This window comes from Streptomyces sp. 5K101, assembly GCF_046506645.1.
Classification (GTDB): Bacteria; Actinomycetota; Actinomycetes; order Streptomycetales; family Streptomycetaceae; genus Streptomyces.
This window is the reverse complement of record NZ_JBKFFO010000005.1, coordinates 270,666-288,361: the sequence shown is the minus strand read 5'-3', so window position 1 is coordinate 288,361 and position 17,696 is coordinate 270,666. Positions and strand designations below refer to the sequence as shown.

The window sequence follows — 17,696 nt, the reverse complement described above, 5'->3', positions numbered from 1 at the left end:
GGCGGCGTGCCCGCAGGTCTGCGGGTCTCGGTCGACGAGGACTGCAGGCCGGCGAACACCACCGGTGTGTATCTCTGCGACGCCAACGGGTACATCCCCACGCCGACCGTGGCGGCCACGGATTCCGCGGCGCACGGCACGAAGGCCTACTTCGGACTCGCCTACGCGCCGAGTGGTACGAGCATCGACAACGCGGTCAAGGAAGCCCAGACCGCGGCCACCTTCTCCGAGGACGGCCGGCACGCCGCGCGCACGATCACGGTCAAGTCGGCCGAGCACGTCGCGCAGAACACGATGCAGATGAACACCCCGGCACTGAAGGCAGGCGGCTCGGTCACCCAGTCGGTCACCCTGCACGCGGTCGACGAGGGGCAGCTGTCGATCTCCTTCCGTCCCGCCGAGGGCCTGCGCGACTGGGAGGAGGAAGAGGTATCCATCGAGATCGATTCCGTCTCGGGCGGCGACAACGCCGTCTGCGACCACACCTACGGATCGATCGCCTACGGCGCGATCACGTGCGACGTCACGCCGGGAGACGTCACCATCAGCTACACCTTGAGCGCCGCGGCGCAGACGGCGGCGTGGAAGATCGACGCCGAAGCGGTCTACGAGGTGTACACCTTCGGCACCCACAACCCGTACACGTCCAGCACCTTCGCGGTCGACAGCCCTTACCCGGTCCGGCCGCACCACATGATGCTCGCGCGGGGCAAGGACGGCATGCTCCGTGCGCACCTGGGCACCGGCCAGGCCACACGTCCTTTCCGGGACTTCGAGGAGATCATCGGCGGCGGCTGGAACACGTACAACGCCCTCACCAAGCTCGCCCCGGTGACGGTCCAGGCCACGGGCGGTGGCGTCGTCGGACGGGACGCGGCCGGCGTGCTGTGGCACTACCGCACCACGGGTGGCTGGAACGTGCTCGCACCGCGCACCAAGGTCGGCGGCGGCTGGCAGATCTTCGACAAGCTGACCGGTGTCTCCGATGTGACGGCGGACGGCAAGGCGGACCTGCTGGCCCGCGACAAGGCGGGTGTGCTGTGGCTCTACAGGGGCACGGGCAATGCCACGGCTCCGTTCGCGGCGCGCACCAAGGTCGGCGGCGGCTGGCAGATCTTCAACGAGCTCACCGGTGTCTCCGATGTGACGGCGGACGGCAAGGCCGATCTGCTGGCCCGCGACAAGGCGGGTGTGCTGTGGCTCTACAGGGGCACGGGCAATGCCACGGCTCCGTTCGCGGCGCGCACCAAGGTCGGCGGCGGCTGGCAGATCTACCGCGCGATGACCGCGCCCGGTGACCTGACCGACGACGGCAGGGCGGACCTGGTCGCCCAGGACACGTCCGGGAGGCTGTGGCTGTACCGGGGCACGGGCAAGGCGGACGTTCCGTACGCGGCGCGCGTCCGGATCGTGGGCGCCGGCGACCAGTCGGTCATCAGCACGTACAACGCCCTGCTCTGACACTCCTGACGGGCCCCGGCCCGAGAGGACCGTGAACAAGCCCCCTGCCCGCGATCGACCGCGGGCACGGGGCTCGTTCGCGATATGGACGCGGGTTTCTCGTTGAAGTCTGTTGTATCTATGCTGTGTGCATGCCCGCCGCCTCCGCGCCCCCCGTCAGACAGCCCCCGGCCGCCGACCGCGTCTACACCCACATCAAGCAGGCCGTCCTCGACCGGCAGTACGAGGGCGGCACGCTCCTCACCGAGGGCGAACTGGCCGAGGCCGTCGGCGTATCGCGCACCCCCGTGCGGGAGGCACTCCTCAAGCTCGAGGTCGAAGGGCTGATCAAGCTCTACCCGAAGAAGGGCGCGCTCGTCCTCGCCGTCTCCGCGCAGGAGATAGCGGACGTCGTCGAAACCCGGCTGCTGGTCGAGGAGTTCGCCGTGCGCAAGGCCGTGCCCGCGCCCGCCGCGCTCATCACCCGCCTCGAGGAGATCCTCGACGAGCAGCAGCGGCACGCCGCCGCCGGCGACCTCGCCGCCTTCGCCGTCAGCGACCGCTGCTTCCACGCCGAGATCGTCCGCCACGCGGGCAACGAGATCCTCTCAAAGCTCTACGACCAGCTGCGCGACCGCCAGTTGCGCATGGGCGTCGCGATGATGCAGGCCCTCCCCGACCGGGTCACCAGGAACCACACCGAGCATGCCGAGATCCTCGAGAGGATCAGGGCCGGTGACGCGGAGGGCGCCGCCGAGTGCGTGCGCGCCCACCTCGGCCGCGTCAAGGTGCTGGTCCGGGGTGAGGAACGGTGAGCGCGTCCGCCTCCGAGGCGTCCCTCCCCGGTGATCCCCCCGGCGGCCGGCGGGCCGCCGCCGTCTGGGGCATCGGCGTCGCCGTCTACTTCGTCGCCGTCATCTTCCGCACGTCCCTGGGCGTCGCCGGACTCGACGCCGCCGACCGCTTCGACGTCAACGCCTCCGCCCTGTCGACCTTCTCCATCCTCCAACTGCTCGTCTACGCGGGCATGCAGATACCCGTCGGCCTGATGGTCGACCGGCTCGGCACCAAGAAGGTCCTCACCATCGGCGTGGTGCTGTTCACCGTCGGCCAGCTCGGGTTCGCCCTCTCACCCTCGTACGGCATGGCGCTCGCGTCACGGGCCCTGCTCGGCTGCGGCGACGCGATGACGTTCATCAGCGTGCTGCGGCTCGGCAGCCGCTGGTTCCCCGCCCGGCGCGGCCCCCTCATCGCGCAGGTCGCCGCCCTGTTCGGCATGGCGGGCAACCTGGTCTCCACCCTCGTCATCGCCCGCATGCTGCACGGCATGGGCTGGACGGCCACCTTCGCCGGCAGCGCCGCGGCCGGCGTCGTCGTGCTCGTCCTGCTGCTGCTCTTCCTCAAGGACCACCCCGAGGGACACGAACCTCCCCCGGCCTTCGACGGGGAGAGCCCACCGCCGGTCCGCCACGCGGGAGCCGCGTTCGTACGGCGTCAGATCGCCGCGTCCTGGCGCGAGCCGGGCACCCGGCTCGGCATGTGGGTGCACTTCACCACCCAGTTCCCCGCCATGGTGTTCCTGCTGCTGTGGGGCATGCCGTTCCTGGTGGAGGCACAGGGCCTGACCCGCGAGAGCGCGGGCGCCCTGCTGACCCTTGTCGTGGCGTCCAACATGGTCGTCGGCCTCGTCTACGGGCAGATCATCGCGCGCCACCACGCGGCCCGCACCCCACTGGCGCTCGGCACCATAGGCGCCAGCGCCCTGCTGTGGGCGGCCACTATTGGGTACCCCGGGGACGCCGCTCCCCTGTGGCTGCTCGTCACCCTGTGCACCGTGCTCGGCGCCTGCGGCCCCGCGTCGATGATCGGCTTCGACTTCGCGCGGCCCGCCAATCCGCCCGAGCGTCAGGGGACGGCGTCCGGCATCGTCAACATGGGCGGTTTCGTCGCCTCGATGACCACGCTGCTCGCGGTGGGCGTACTCCTGGACGCGACCGGTGGCGACTACCGGATCGCGTTCTCGTCCGTCTTCGTGCCTCAGGCGCTCGGGGTCGCCCAGATCCTGCGGCTGCGGGCACGCACGGCGCGACGCGAGCGCGAGCGCCTGGTGGCGAGCCGCGTGGAGGCCGTGCACGTACCGGTCTAGGCGACGGCAGGGGGCGGGTGCGCCCGCCCCACCTGCTCAGGGCGTGACCGCGAACGACCGCAGGATCGCCTCGGCCGTCTCCGCGTCGCCGTCGACCTTGACCCGGTCCGCCACGGCCGCGGGCCGCACCCGGCCGCACGCCAGCCGGTAGAACGTCTCCCAGTCCGTCGTGAACGTCACCAGCGGGCCGAGCGACGGCGAACCGTCCACCGAGCCGCGCCCCTCGGCGTCCACCCGTACCGTCCGCAGGAACTCCACCGGGCCGCTCACATCGAAGACCACGGCCGAATGCGGCGGCGCACCCGCGTCCTTGGCCACCACCTTCGGCAGGGCCTCGAGCAGGCAGTCCCGCGCCACGTACGCACCCGGCGAGTCCAGATTGCCCGGCTTGCCGAGCGCCGTGCGCAGGTCCTGCTCGTGCACCCATGTGTCGAACGCGCGCATGCGGTAGGCGAGTTCAAGGGTCTGTTCGGCTCCCAGCGGGGCGCGGACCAGAGTGCCGGGGTCGCGGTTCTCGTTGCGCAGCTGACGGGCCCGGCGGATCATCGTGTACTCCAGCTCGGCCGTCATCTCCGGGGAGGTGTGGTGCCGGCGCACATCGACCTGCATCTCCATGTAGCGCGCGAAATCGCTCTGCACGTGGTACAGATCGCGCGGCAGCGAGTGAATCGGGCGCGGGTCGCCGAGCATCTCGCACTCCATGCCGATGACATGGGACACGATGTCCCGCACGGACCAGCCCGGACACGGCGTGGCGCGGTTCCACTCCCCCTGGGGGAGCGGCTGCACCAGCTCGGCTATCGACTCGACTGCGTGGGTCCAGGCATCGGCGTAGTTCTGGAGGCTGGGATGGACGGTCACGGGACCCCTCGGCGGTTCTGCGGTACGCGGGCTGGGCTGCTGACTGCTGGGCTGCGTGGGAGGCTCGGCAGTTAAGTTACGCTGCCGAGCGTCACCCCGGCAGTGCTTTCGTGTGACGATCGTAGGCCCGTGTTGACGGCTCGAATGCCAGGACGGTGGTAGTGTGCGCGCCTCGCTCATGCAGATCGCAGTAGACCCGGACGAAACGGTCGAATCCCGCAGGCTCCGCGTCGCCGCGCTGGTACGCGGGCAACGGGACGCCCACCTGGTGATCCTCCCCGAGCTCTGGCCCGTCGGCGCCTTCGCGTACGAGCAGTTCGAAGCCGAGGCCGAGACACCCGCCGGCCCGACGTACGCGGCGATGGCCGATGCGGCGCGGGACGCGGGCGTCTGGCTGCACGCCGGATCGATCGTCGAGAGGGACGGCGACGGCACGCTCTACAACACCGCGCTCGTCATCGCGCCCGACGGCCGGCTGGCCGCCACCTACCGCAAGATCCACCGTTTCGGCTTCGACAAGGGGGAGGCCGTGATGATGGGCGCCGGCGAGGAACTGGTCACCGTGCCGCTGCCCGGTGCGCTCACCCTCGGCCTCGCCACCTGCTACGACCTGCGCTTCCCCGAGTTGTTCCGCGGCCTCGTCGACGCCGGCGCCCAGGCGCTCGTCGTCCCGGCCGGCTGGCCGGCCCGCCGCCGCGAGCACTGGACCCTGCTGGCCCGCGCCCGCGCCGTCGAGAACCAGGCGTACGTGCTCGCCTGCGGGACCGCGGGCACGCACGCGGACGTCGAACAGGCCGGGCACAGCATCGTCGTCGACCCCTGGGGCGAGGTCCTCGCCGAGGCAGGCCCGGACGAGGAGGTGCTGACCGTGGACCTCGACCCGTCGAAGGTGGACAAGACCCGCGAGCAGTTCCCGGCGCTCAAGGACCGCCGCCTGGGCCTGCCGGTCCCACCCGGCCCGGCCGCGTAGCCCACCTCATCGCGCCGCCCCGGCCGAACCGCTTCCGCCGCAGCGTGACGAGCACCTTGCGGCTCGGGTCCGTGGCGGAATGAGTACCCCCGTGCATGCGGTTGGATGGAGGCATGGCGACACGTGCACGCGTTCGGGCCCCCGAGCTGGTCGGCAAGGGTGGATGGCTGAACACAGGAGACAGGCAGTACACCCTCGCGGACCTGCGGGGACGCATTGTGATCCTCGATTTTTGGACATTTTGCTGTGTGAACTGTCTCCACGTCCTCGACGAACTCCGTGAGCTCGAGGAGAAGCACCGCGACACCGTCGTGATCATCGGGGTCCACTCGCCGAAGTTCGTGCACGAGGCCGACCACGCTGCCGTCGTCGACGCCGTCGAGCGGTACAACGTCGAGCACCCCGTGCTCGACGACCCCGAGCTCGCGACCTGGAAGCAGTACGCCGTGCGGGCCTGGCCCACGCTCGTGGTGATCGACCCCGAGGGGTACGTCGTCGCGCAGCACGCCGGTGAGGGGCATGCGCACGCCATCGAGAAGCTCGTCGAGGAGCTGGAGGCCGAGCACGAGGCGAAGGGGACGCTGCGGCGCGGGGACGGGCCGTACGTCGCGCCCGCGCCCGTCGCCACCGATCTGCGTTTCCCCGGCAAGGCCGTCGTGCTGCCGTCCGGGAACTTCCTGGTCTCCGACACCACCCGCCACCAGCTCGTGGAGCTGGCGCCGGACGGCGAGAGCGTCGTGCGGCGCATCGGCGGCCCCGGCTTCTTCAACGAGCCGCAGGGACTCGCGCTGCTCGACGACGACACCGTCGTCGTCGCCGACACCGTGAACCACAGCCTGCGCGCCGTCGATCTGACGACCGGCCACATCACCACCCTCGCGGGCACCGGCCGGCAGTGGTGGCAGGGGTCCCCGACCAGCGGCCCCGCGCTCGACGTCGCTCTCTCCTCCCCGTGGGACGTCGCGGTCTTCGGCGGCAAGGTGTGGATCGCCATGGCGGGCGTGCACCAGCTGTGGACGTACGACCCCGGGACGCGTACGGTCGCCGTCGCCGCGGGCACGACCAACGAGGGCCTGGTGGACGGTCCGGCGGCCGAGGCATGGTTCGCGCAGCCGTCCGGGCTCGCCGCCACCGAGGACCGGCTGTGGGTCGCCGACTCGGAGACCTCCGCGGTCCGCTTCGTCGACCGGGACATGCAGGTCCGCACCGCCGTCGGCACCGGGCTGTTCGACTTCGGGCACCGCGACGGGGACGCCGGCCAGGCGCTGCTCCAGCACCCGCTGGGCGTCACGGCGCTGCCCGACGGCTCGGTGGCGATCAGCGACACGTACAACCACGCGCTGCGCCGGTTCGACCCGGCGACGAACGAGGTCACCACGCTGGCCACCGATCTGCGCGAGCCGAGCGGCGCGGTGCTCGTGGGCGACGACATCGTGGTCGTGGAGTCGGCCCGGCACCGGCTGACCCGGCTGCGGCTGCCCGAGGAGGCCGTACGCGTGGAGGCCGTCGCCCACCGCACCCAGCGCGCCGCGACCGAGGTCGCGGCGGGGAAGCTCCGCCTGGATGTCGTCTTCCAGGCCCCGGCCGGGCAGAAGCTCGACACCCGCTACGGGCCCTCGACCCGCCTGCTGGTCTCCGCCACGCCCGAGGAGCTGCTGCTCTCGGGCGAGGGCGCCGGGACGGATCTGAGCCGCGAGCTGGAGCTGAACCCCGAGATCACCGAGGGCGTGCTGCACGTCTCGGCGATGGCGGCGTCCTGCGACGACGACCCGGCGAACGAGTACCCGGCCTGCCATGTGCATCAGCAGGACTGGGGCGTTCCGGTGCGGGTGACGGAAGGCGGCGCCGGCCGGCTGCCGCTCGTGCTGGCGGGGATGGACCCGGCCCGGTAGGCAGGGGCGCCGCCTCGGCGCGGCGGCACCCGCCGCCGGCCAAGGGCGGATCGCCGGCCGGGCCGGCCGCGCTCGCGGCTCAGCCCTCCAGGAACGCCACCAGCGCGTTCGCCAGCAGGTACGGGTCGTCCGCGCCGCACAGTTCGCGGGCGCTGTGCATCGACAGGATCGCGACGCCGATGTCCACGGTCGCGATGCCGTGCCGGGCCGCGGTGATGGGGCCGATCGTGGTGCCGCAGGGCATCGCGTTGTTCGACACGAACGTCTGCCACGGCACGCCCGCCTTCTCGCAGGCCGCGGCGAACACGGCCCGGCCGCTGCCGTCGGTGGCGTAGCGCTGGTTGACGTTGACCTTGAGGATGGGGCCGCCGTTGGCGCGGGGGTGGTGCGTGGGGTCGTGGCGCTCGCCGTAGTTGGGGTGGACGGCGTGGCCGGTGTCGGAGGAGAGGCAGATCGTTCCGGCGAAGGCGCGGGCCCGGTCCTCCAGGCTGCCGCCGCGGGAGTACACCGAGCGCTCCAGCACCGATCCGAGCAGCGGTCCCTCGGCGCCGGTGTCGGACTGGGAGCCGTTCTCCTCGTGGTCGAAGGCGGCGAGGACGGGGATGCAGGGCAGCTCACCGGACGCGGCGACCGCGGTGAGGGCGGCCGTGCCCGCGTGCACGGACAGGAGGTTGTCCATGCGGGGGCCGGCCAGGAGCTCGCGGTCGCGGCCGAGGTAGGCGGGCGGTTCGATGGCGTGGACCATCAGGTCCCAGCCGGTGACGTCGCCCTCGTCGATGCCGGACTCCTGCTCCAGGAAGCGGATCAGGTCGCCCTCCCCGACGTCGCCGAGGCCCCAGACGGGCTGCATGTGGCGCTGGCGGTCCAGCTTGAGGCCGTCGGTGTTGACCGAGCGGTCCAGGTGGACGGCGAGCTGGGGGACGCGGAGCAGCGGGCGGTCGATGTTGACGAGCCGGTGCGACCCGTCGCGCAGGGTCAGCCGGCCGGCCAGGCCCAGGTCGCGGTCGAGCCAGGTGTTGAGGAGCGTCCCGCCGTAGATCTCGACGGCGACCTGCCGCCAGCCGTGGGAGCCGGTGTCCGGCAGGGGCTTGACCCGCAGGTTGGGGGAGTCGGTGTGGGCGCCGACGATCCGGAAGGGGGTGTGGGGCGCGGCGCCTTCCGGTACGTACCAGGCGATCAGCGCGCCGCCGCGCAGCACGTACCGGCCGCCGGCGGCTCCGTCCCAGGAATCGGTCTCCAGCAGGTGGCGGAAGCCGGCCTTCTCCAGCCGCTCGGCGGCCTCGGCCACGGCGTGGTACGGCGAGGGTGCTGCCGTCAGGAAGGACATGAGGTCGTCGGTGTGACCGCGGTCGAAGCGGGGGGATGGGCTGCTCATGGGTTCACCTTAACGAGGGGGGTGCGTGCGCCGGTTGTCGATGCGCGGCGCTCCAGGTGGGCGGCCCGACGGGCTGTGCCGCGAGGGTCGAAACGGCAGGGCCGCCGCCCGAGGGGATCGGGCGGCGGCCCTGTGCGAGGGGTGCGGACGGGGTCAGAACGCGGCCTCGTCGAGGTCCATCAGCGAGCCGTCGACGTTCTCGGCGAGCGCGCGCTCGACGGAGACGCCGGGCAGGACGTTGGCGGCGAAGAACTTCGCGGCCGCGATCTTGCCCTGGTAGAACGGCACGTCCTTGGCGGACGCGGTCGGCAGCTTCTCCGCGGCCACGGCGGCGCCGCGCAGCAGCAGGTAGGCGACGACGACGTCACCGGAGGCCATCAGCAGGCGGGTGGTGTTGAGCCCGACCTTGTAGATGTTCGTGACGTCCTCGCCGGTGGCGATCAGGTCGTTCGTCATGGTGCCGACGATCGCCTCCAGGTCGACGGCCGCCTTGGCGAGCGCGTCGCGGGCCGGGGCGAGCTCGTCGCCGCCGGTGCCGACCGCGAGGAACTTCTTGATCTCCTCGGACAGCGCGTTCAGCGCCTGGCCCTGGTCGCGGACGATCTTCCGGAAGAAGTAGTCCTGGCCCTGGATGGCGGTGGTGCCCTCGTAGAGGGTGTCGATCTTGGCGTCGCGGATGTACTGCTCGACCGGGTACTCCTGGAGGTAGCCGGAGCCGCCGAAGGTCTGCAGCGACTGGGCCAGCTGCTCGTAGGACTTCTCGGAGCCGTAGCCCTTGACGATGGGGAGCAGCAGGTCGTTCAGCACGACGAGGTTCTTGGCGTCCTCGCCGGCGGCCTCCTTGACGGCGATCTCGTCCTGGAGGGCGGCGGTGTAGAGCACCAGGGCGCGCATGCCCTCCGCGTAGGACTTCTGCGTCATGAGGGAGCGGCGCACGTCGGGGTGGTGCGTGATGGTGACCTTGGGCGCGGTCTTGTCCGCGAAGTTCTTCAGGTCGGGGCCCTGGACGCGCTCCTTGGCGTACTCCAGCGCGTTCAGGTAGCCGGTGGAGAGGGTGGCGATGGCCTTCGTGCCGACCATCATCCGGGCGAACTCGATGATCATGAACATCTGGCGGATGCCGTCGTGCTTGTCGCCGATCAGCCAGCCCTTGGCGGGGTGCTGGTCGCCGAAGGTCATCTCGCAGGTGTTGGAGGCCTTGAGGCCCATCTTGTGCTCGACGTTCGTCGCGTAGACGCCGTTGCGCTCGCCCAGCTCGCCGGTCTCCCAGTCGAAGTGGTACTTCGGGACGAGGAAGAGGGACAGGCCCTTGGTACCGGGACCGGCGCCCTCGGGGCGGGCGAGGACGTAGTGGAGGATGTTCTCCTCCATGTCGTGCTCACCGGAGGTGATGAAGCGCTTCACGCCCTCGATGTGCCAGGAGCCGTCCTCCTGCTGGATCGCCTTGGTGCGGCCGGCGCCGACGTCCGAGCCGGCGTCCGGCTCGGTGAGGACCATGGTGGAGCCCCAGCGCTTCTCGACGGCGATCCGGGCGATCTTCTTCTGCGCCTCGTTGCCCTCCTCGAAGAGGACGCCGGCGAAGGCGGGGCCGGAGGAGTACATCCAGACGGCCGGGTTGGAGCCGAGGAGCAGCTCCGCGTACGCCCAGACCAGGGAGCGGGGCGAGGTGGTGCCGCCGATCTCCTCGGGCAGGCCGAGGCGCCAGTACTCGGAGTCCATGAAGGCCTGGTAGCTCTTCTTGAAGCTCTCGGGGACCGGGGCGGTGTTGGTGGCCGGGTCGAACACCGGCGGGTTGCGGTCGGCGTCCGCGAAGGACTCGGCCAGCTCGTTCTCCGCGAGGCGGGCGATCTCCGCGAGGATCGACTTGGCGGTGTCGACGTCCATCTCCGCGAACGGGCCGGCGCCGTACAGCTTGTCGCGCCCGAGGACCTCGAAGAGGTTGAACTCGATGTCGCGGAGATTCGACTTGTAGTGCCCCATGGCGACGGCTCCGTAAGGTTCGGAAGATGGACTTGTCGTCCACGTACCAGTAAGTAGCTTCGATGATGCTACCCGCCGGTAATAAGACGCAAGCCCTCTCGGCGCAACTGTGACTCGTTACTCTTGCGCTCATGTACGGCTACGACCAGACCCCGGGCGCACAGCAGCAGCAGTACGTGCCGCAGCAGCCCTCCTACGGAGAGCAGCCGCTGTACCCCGAGCCGTCGCCGCCGTCCCTGGCCGACGCGGTGCGGGCCTTCACGACGGGGTCGATGTCGGCCGAGGACTTCCAGCAGATCTTCGCGACGTCGAAGGTCTACTGCCCGCGCGGCGACAACCCCGGCTTCCTGGCGCTGCACAACACCCAGCAGCCGGTCATCCCCATGTTCACGTCCCTCAAGGAGCTCCGCCGCTACGCCGGCAAGGAGTCCAAGTACTTCGTCATCACCGGTGCCGAGGTGATCGACCTGCTGCCGACGGGATACGGCTTCGTCCTCGACATGGAGGGCGACCACCGGATGGTCTTCGACGCGAAGGCCGTGGAGCAGATGGTCGACTTCGCGATGCGGCGGATGTACGGCTAGCCGGCGGCGACCAGGGTGTGGGACCGGGACGCCCGGGAGGAATTCCTCCCGGGCGTTCGTCGTTCCCCATGGCAAGAAGTTCAGAATTCAACTAAGCTGGTCGCACAAGGAGGTCCCGCCATGCCTGCAGTGACTGTCGAGAACCCGCTCACCCTGCCGCGCGTCGCCGCGCCCGCCGACGCCGTGTCCCGGCCGGTGCTCGCCGTGACCACGGCGCCCAGCGGCTTCGAGGGGGAGGGCTTCCCGGTGCGACGTGCGTTCGCCGGGATCAACTACCGCCACCTCGACCCGTTCATCATGATGGACCAGATGGGTGAGGTGGACTACGCACCGGGCGAGCCGAAGGGCACTCCCTGGCACCCGCACCGCGGCTTCGAGACCGTCACGTACCTGATCGACGGCACCTTCGTCCACCAGGACAGCAACGGCGGCGGCGGCACCATCCAGAACGGCGACACCCAGTGGATGACCGCCGGCTCCGGCCTGCTGCACATCGAGGCGCCGCCGGAGCAGCTCGTCATGTCCGGCGGCCTGTTCCACGGGCTCCAGCTGTGGGTGAACCTGCCCGCCAAGGACAAGATGATGGACCCCCGCTACCAGGACATCCGCGGCGGCCAGGTGCGGCTGCTTACCTCGGCCGACGGCGGTGCGCTGCTGCGGGTCATCGCCGGCGAGCTGGACGGCCACGAGGGTCCCGGCATCACCCACACCCCGATCACGATGATCCACGCGACGCTGCGCCCGGGCGCGCAGATCCGGCTGCCGTGGCGCGAGGACTTCAACGGCCTGGCGTACGTCCTGGCCGGCCGGGGCGCGGTCGGCGACGAGCGGCGGCCGATCCACATGGGCCAGACCGCCGTGTTCGGGGCGGGCGGGGCGCTCACCGTCTGGGCGGACGACACCCAGAACGGCTCGCACGCCGGCGACCTGGAGATCGTGCTGCTGGGCGGCGCCCCGATCCGGGAACCGATGGCGCACTACGGGCCGTTCGTGATGAACACCCGCGAGGAGCTCCAGCAGGCCTTCGAGGACTTCCAGAAGGGCCGGCTCGGCACGATCCCCGCCGTCCACGGCATGCAGGAGTCCGGGCCGACCGTCGCCTGACGAGGTCCGCGGCCGGGGGGCTGACGCTTCGTCACCCCCCTGGCCCGTCTCGGCAGGACGCGGAACGGGCCGCGTGTTCGGGTGGGTACCGTGCAGACCCCTCACGTCCGGCCCGTCCTCCCCGACCCCATGCGCCGACTCGCGGCCTGGTGCGTGGTCGCGCTGCTGCTGACCGGGGTCGCGGCGGTCGCCGTCTGGCTGGTCATCACCTTCCGGACGGCGGTCACACCGGTGCTGCTGGCGCTGCTCGGCACCGCCCTGCTCGGACCGCTGTACCGGCGGCTCCTGCGCATGAGGGTGCAGCGCTCGCTGGCCGCCGGACTCACGTGCGCCGCCGTGGTCGCGGTCGTCGGCGGCGCCGTCTACATCGTCGTCAACGCGCTGCTGGAGACCGGTGACCAGATCATCGCCTCGCTCCGGCGGGCCGCCCAGGACCTCGCCGAGCACTTCGGCGCGGCGGGCACGTCCCTCGACGACGTCGCGGCCAACGCCAAGGAGCTGCTGAGCAAGTTCGGCGGAACGGCCGCGTCAGGCGTGATCTCGGGACTGAGCGTGGTCGGCGAGATGATCGCCGTGGCCGTGCTGGCGCTGCTGCTCGTCTTCTTCTTCCTGCGCGACTCCGACCGAGCCGTCCGCACCCTGCGCTCCCTCGTCCCGCGCTCCACCGGCGACACCGCGGAGGCGATGGCCCGCCGCGCCTTCGAGGCGGTCGAGGGCTTCATGCGCGGGACCACGTTCATCGCGCTGATCGACGCCCTGTGCATCACCACCGGGCTGCTGATCCTGCGCGTGCCCGGCGCGGTCGGACTCGGGGCCCTGGTGTTCGTCGGCGCCTACATCCCGTACCTGGGGGCCTTCATCTCCGGCACCGTCGCCGTCCTCGTCGCGCTCGCCGACCGTGGATTCGTGATCGCCCTCTGGGCGCTGGGCGTCGTGCTCGCCGTCCAGGTGCTCGAAGGCCACGTGCTCCAGCCGATGATCCAGAGCCGTACGGTCCAGATGCACCCCGCCGTGGTGATGCTGGCGATCACGGCCGGGGCCAGCCTCGCCGGCATCCTCGGGATGCTGCTCGCCGTGCCCGTCACCGCAGCCGCCTTCGGCATCGTCGGCGAACTGCGGGCCCGTTACGCCACCGGCGACACCCCGCCCGGCCCGTTCGGGGGGCCGGAGCCCTCCGGCTCGTAGAGCTCGAACCAGATCGACTTGCCCTCGCCCCTCGGGTCCACGCCCCAGGCGTCCGCCAGCACCTCCATCAGCACCAGGCCGCGCCCCGACGACGCCATCTCGCCGGGACGGCGCTTGTGCGGCAGTTCGTCGCTCGGGTCGGTGACCTCCACGCGCAGCCTACGGCCCTTCTCCCCGTGGGCGACCTCGGCGGCCAGCAGGGCGTCGCCGTCCGTGTGGACGAGCACGTTGGTGACCATCTCGGAGACCATCAGCACCGCGGAGTCGACCTGCTCCTCCTCGGCCCAGTCGTGCAGCAGCTCGCGCACCTGCTGCCGCGCCGCCGCGATCCGCTCCGGCTGCGCCTGCGCCACACTCATCGCGGTGCGCCGGGTGGGTCGCCGGGCGGGCCCGGCCTCGCGGGTGAGCAGCAGGACCGCGATGTCGTCCTCGCGCCGGTCGGCGAGCGGGCCGGTGGTGTAGTGCGAGGTCGGGCCGTGGACGGCCTGGACGAGGGTGTCCGCGAGATCCTCCAGGGGCCGGCCCGCGTTCTCCTCCAGCACGGACCGCAGCCGGGCCCAGCCGGTGTCCAGGTCGTGCCCGCCGGTCTCCAGCAGACCGTCCGTGCAGATCATCAGGGTCTCGCCGGCCTCCAGCAGGAACCGGGTCGTGGGGTAGTCCGTGTCCGGGTCGATGCCGAGCGGCAGTCCGCCCTCGGTGGCCCGGAGCAGCACGGTGCCGTCGGAGGTGACCACGGCGGGGTCGGGATGGCCCGCGCGGGCGATCTCGACGAGGCCGGTGGACGGCTCGACCTCCAGGTAGAGGCAGGTGGCGAATCTGGGGCCGCCGTGGTCGCCGGACTCGTGGGCGTCCGTGACGCCGTGCAGGAAGCGGGAGGCGCGGGAGAGGACCGCGTCGGGCCGGTGGCCCTCGGAGGCGTACGCGCGCAGGGCGATCCGCAGCTGGCCCATGAGTCCGGCGGCGCGGACGTCGTGGCCCTGGACGTCGCCGATGACCAGCGCCACACGTCCGGACGGCAGCGGGATCATGTCGTACCAGTCGCCGCCGACCTGGAGACCGCCGCCGGTGGGCACGTACCGGGCGGCCACAGTCATGCCCGGGATACCGGGGCCGAGCGTCGGCATCATCGTGCGCTGGAGACCCAGCGACAGTTCCCGTTCGGACTCGGCGGCCCCGGCGCGGGCGAGCGCCTGGGCGAGCATGCGGGCCACGGTGGTCAGCACCGAGCGCTCGTCGGGGGTGAAGGCGACCGGGTGACGGAAGGCTGCCATCCAGGCGCCTATGGTGCGCCCGGCGACGATCAGCGGCAGGAAGGCCCAGGACCGGCGGCCGAAGCGCCGGGCGAGCGGCCAGGTGACGGGATACCGGCGGCGGTAGTCGTCCGGCGTGGGCAGGTAGATCGCGCGCCCGGTACGGATGACCTCGGAGGCCGGGTAGTCGGTGTCCAGCGGCAGGTCGCTGAAGGGCTCGTCGTCGCCCTCGCCGTGCCCGTGGTGGCCGATGACGGTCAGCCGGTCGCCGCCGACGCCGAAGACGGCGAGCCCGTCGGGCGAGAAGCCGGGCATGGACAGCGACGCGGCGACGCGCAGGACCTCGGCCGTGGAGCGCGCCTCCGCCAGCGCACGGCCCGCGTCCAGCAGGAACGCCTCGCGGGAACGCCGCCAGTCGCCGGTGATCGACGTCTGGGCGGCGGTGGCGCTCGGGCGGGGCTCGGTGACCTCCTGGATCGTGCCGATCAGCTGGTAGCGCGGGCCGTCGAGGACGGGCTTGCTGCGGCTGCGGACAGTGCGCAGGACCCGGCCCTCGTCGTCGACGATGCGCAGCCGCGCCTCGGCGAGGGTGTCCTCGGCGACCGCGAGGGCGACGATCCCGCTCACCTCGTTCCAGTCGACCGGGTGGAAGCGGGAGCGCACGGCGGCCTCCGAGTACTCGCCGGCCTCCGCGGGCAGCTCCATCAGCCGGGCGGCCTCCGCGTCGAGCGTGACCGTCCTGGACGCGTCGTCCCAGCGCCACAGTCCCGTCGCGATGGCGGCCAGAACGTCCTCCGTACGCATGGCCACACCCTATTCCGGGCTCGACGGCCGTGACGCGCCGGACGGTGTCATCGGGCAGCGGCCGCCCGCCGGGCGCTGGGGAGGGCCGATGTGACGCTGTCGCGTCTATGTCAATGAGCCGCGGCGGGGCCGGGCGGTAACCTTGCAAAGGTTGCCCGACCCCGACACTCCAAGACTGGATGAACGACGATGCATCGGTACAGGTCCCACACCTGCGGCGAGCTCCGCGCCTCTGACGTCAACGCGGACGTCCGGCTGAGCGGCTGGCTGCACAATCGCCGAGACCTGGGCGGCATCCTCTTCATCGATCTGCGTGACCACTACGGCATCACGCAGCTCGTCGCCCGCCCGGGCACCGCGGCCTACGAGGCCCTGGACAAGGTGAACAAGGAGTCGGTCGTCCGCGTCGACGGCAAGGTCGTCTCGCGCGGCGCCGAGAACGTCAACCCCGACCTGCCGACCGGCGAGATCGAGGTCGAGGTGTCCGCCGTCGAGCTCCTGGGCGCGGCGCAGCAGCTGCCGTTCCAGATCAACACCGACGACGGTGTGGGCGAGGAGCGACGCCTGGAGTACCGCTTCCTCGACCTGCGCCGCGAGCGCATGCACCGCAACATCATGCTGCGCACGGCCGTGATCTCCGCGATCCGGCACAAGATGACCGCCCTCGGCTTCAACGAGATGGCCACCCCGATCCTCACCGCCACCTCTCCCGAGGGCGCGCGTGACTTCGTGGTGCCGTCCCGGCTGAACCCGGGCAAGTTCTACGCCCTGCCGCAGGCGCCGCAGCAGTTCAAGCAGCTGTTCATGATCTCGGGCTTCGACCGCTACTTCCAGATCGCGCCCTGCTTCCGCGACGAGGACGCCCGCGCCGACCGCTCGCCGGGCGAGTTCTACCAGCTCGACGTCGAGATGAGCTTCGTCGAGCAGGAGGACGTCTTCCAGCCGATCGAGAAGCTGATGACCGAGCTCTTCGAGGAGTTCGGCGGCGGCCGCCACGTCACCTCGCCGTTCCCGCGCATCCCGTTCCGCGAGTCGATGCTGAAGTACGGCAACGACAAGCCGGACCTGCGGGCGCAGCTGGAGCTCGTGGACATCACCGACGTCTTCGAGGGCTCGGAGTTCAAGGCGTTCGCCGGCAAGCACGTCCGCGCGCTGCCCGTGCCGGACACGGCCGCCCAGCCGCGGAAGTTCTTCGACGGCCTCGGCGAGTTCGCCGTCGAGCACGGCGCGAAGGGCCTCGCCTGGGTGCGGGTCGGCGAGGATGGATCGCTGAGCGGCCCGATCGCCAAGTTCCTCACTGAGGAGAACGTCAAGGTCCTCACCGAGCGTCTGTCGCTCAAGGCGGGCCACGCGGTCTTCTTCGGGGCGGGCGAGTTCGACGAGGTCTCCAAGATCATGGGCGCGGTCCGCGTCGAGGCCGCCAAGCGCGCCGGCCACTTCGAGGAGAACGTCTTCCGGTTCTGCTGGATCGTGGACTTCCCGATGTACGAGCGGGACGAGGACACCGGGAAGATCGACTTCTCGCACAACCCCTTCTCGATGCCGCAGGGCGGCCTGGAGGCCCTTCAGACCCAGGACCCGCTGGACATCCTGGGCTGGCAGTACGACATCGTCTGCAACGGTGTCGAGCTGTCCTCCGGCGCCATCCGGAACCACGAACCGGAGATCATGTTCAAGGCGTTCGAGATCGCGGGCTACGACAAGGAGACCGTCGAGCGCGAGTTCGCCGGCATGCTGCGGGCGTTCCAGTACGGCGCCCCGCCGCACGGCGGCATCGCCCCGGGCGTGGACCGCATCGTCATGCTCCTCGCCGACGAGCCGAACATCCGCGAGACCATCGCCTTCCCGCTCAACGGCAACGCCCAGGACCTGATGATGGGCGCCCCGACGGAGCTGGAGGAGGCCCGCCTGCGCGAGCTGAACATCGCGCTGCGCAAGCCGGTCGCCAAGTCCGGCGACGACAAGTAACCCCGTCGGTTCCGCGGAGCGCCCCCGGCCACCGGCCGGGGGCGCTCCACGTTGTGCGCATGGCGTTGTGCGCATGGCGTCGTGCGCACATGCGAAAGGGGCCGGACTCCCGGTCCGGCCCTTCTCGCGTGAGCGGC

The 17,696-nt window shown here is 71.2% G+C and carries 13 protein-coding genes; 9 read left to right on the top strand and 4 right to left on the bottom strand.

Annotation, left to right across the window (positions count from 1 at the left end):
* Positions 1 to 6 precede the first annotated feature (6 nt).
* The 3 genes from ACLB9X_RS12290 (at position 7) to ACLB9X_RS12280 (ending at position 3,586) form a co-directional block, all read left to right on the top strand.
* On the top strand, positions 7 to 1,461 hold the full coding sequence (locus tag ACLB9X_RS12290; protein WP_410360334.1) for an FG-GAP repeat domain-containing protein: 1,455 nt from the start codon (positions 7 to 9) through the stop codon (positions 1,459 to 1,461).
* A 131-nt stretch (positions 1,462 to 1,592) separates the two neighbouring features.
* Complete coding sequence (locus ACLB9X_RS12285) at positions 1,593 to 2,255, top strand: GntR family transcriptional regulator (RefSeq protein WP_410360333.1); 663 nt, start codon at positions 1,593 to 1,595, stop codon at positions 2,253 to 2,255.
* On the top strand, positions 2,252 to 3,586 hold the full coding sequence (locus ACLB9X_RS12280) for an MFS transporter (RefSeq protein WP_410360332.1): 1,335 nt from the start codon (positions 2,252 to 2,254) through the stop codon (positions 3,584 to 3,586). Before ACLB9X_RS12285 ends, ACLB9X_RS12280 begins: the two co-directional genes overlap by 4 nt.
* A gap of 36 nt (positions 3,587 to 3,622) precedes the next feature.
* Here the strand turns inward: ACLB9X_RS12280 and ACLB9X_RS12275 are convergent, their stop codons facing one another.
* Positions 3,623 to 4,447: a maleylpyruvate isomerase family mycothiol-dependent enzyme gene (locus ACLB9X_RS12275; RefSeq protein WP_410360331.1), complete on the bottom strand. Its 825-nt coding sequence runs from the start codon at positions 4,445 to 4,447 to the stop codon at positions 3,623 to 3,625.
* Between the two features lie 163 nt (positions 4,448 to 4,610).
* Here ACLB9X_RS12275 and ACLB9X_RS12270 point away from each other — a divergent pair, with 163 nt between their 5' ends.
* On the top strand, positions 4,611 to 5,417 hold the full coding sequence (locus ACLB9X_RS12270; protein WP_410360330.1) for a carbon-nitrogen family hydrolase: 807 nt from the start codon (positions 4,611 to 4,613) through the stop codon (positions 5,415 to 5,417).
* Between the two features lie 113 nt (positions 5,418 to 5,530).
* Positions 5,531 to 7,309, top strand: a complete 1,779-nt coding sequence (locus tag ACLB9X_RS12265; protein ID WP_410360329.1) for an NHL domain-containing thioredoxin family protein — start codon at positions 5,531 to 5,533, stop codon at positions 7,307 to 7,309.
* Between the two features lie 79 nt (positions 7,310 to 7,388).
* Here ACLB9X_RS12265 and ACLB9X_RS12260 read toward each other — a convergent pair whose 3' ends face one another.
* On the bottom strand, positions 7,389 to 8,684 hold the full coding sequence (locus ACLB9X_RS12260; RefSeq protein WP_410360328.1) for a M18 family aminopeptidase: 1,296 nt from the start codon (positions 8,682 to 8,684) through the stop codon (positions 7,389 to 7,391).
* 153 nt (positions 8,685 to 8,837) lie between these two features.
* Positions 8,838 to 10,664, bottom strand: a complete 1,827-nt coding sequence (locus ACLB9X_RS12255) for an acyl-CoA dehydrogenase (RefSeq protein ID WP_410360327.1) — start codon at positions 10,662 to 10,664, stop codon at positions 8,838 to 8,840.
* Between the two features lie 131 nt (positions 10,665 to 10,795).
* On the opposite strand from ACLB9X_RS12255, the gene ACLB9X_RS12250 reads away from it, so the two are divergent.
* From ACLB9X_RS12250 to ACLB9X_RS12240, 3 genes are all read left to right on the top strand, one after another.
* On the top strand, positions 10,796 to 11,248 hold the full coding sequence (locus tag ACLB9X_RS12250) for an SseB family protein (RefSeq protein WP_410360326.1): 453 nt from the start codon (positions 10,796 to 10,798) through the stop codon (positions 11,246 to 11,248).
* Positions 11,249 to 11,368: 120 nt separating this feature from the next.
* Positions 11,369 to 12,352: a pirin family protein gene (locus ACLB9X_RS12245; RefSeq protein WP_410360325.1), complete on the top strand. Its 984-nt coding sequence runs from the start codon at positions 11,369 to 11,371 to the stop codon at positions 12,350 to 12,352.
* A 129-nt stretch (positions 12,353 to 12,481) separates the two neighbouring features.
* Positions 12,482 to 13,537 carry an AI-2E family transporter gene (locus ACLB9X_RS12240; RefSeq protein WP_410360533.1) on the top strand — a complete coding sequence of 352 codons (1,056 nt, stop codon included), beginning with the start codon at positions 12,482 to 12,484 and terminating at the stop codon, positions 13,535 to 13,537.
* On the opposite strand, the gene ACLB9X_RS12235 is transcribed toward ACLB9X_RS12240, so the two are convergent.
* Positions 13,477 to 15,591 carry a SpoIIE family protein phosphatase gene (locus tag ACLB9X_RS12235; RefSeq protein ID WP_410360324.1) on the bottom strand — a complete coding sequence of 705 codons (2,115 nt, stop codon included), beginning with the start codon at positions 15,589 to 15,591 and terminating at the stop codon, positions 13,477 to 13,479. The genes ACLB9X_RS12240 and ACLB9X_RS12235 overlap by 61 nt on opposite strands.
* 189 nt (positions 15,592 to 15,780) lie before the next feature.
* On the opposite strand from ACLB9X_RS12235, the gene aspS reads away from it, so the two are divergent.
* Positions 15,781 to 17,559, top strand: coding sequence for an aspartate--tRNA ligase (gene aspS / locus ACLB9X_RS12230; protein WP_410360323.1), 1,779 nt, complete (start codon positions 15,781 to 15,783; stop codon positions 17,557 to 17,559).
* Positions 17,560 to 17,696: the final 137 nt, after the last annotated feature.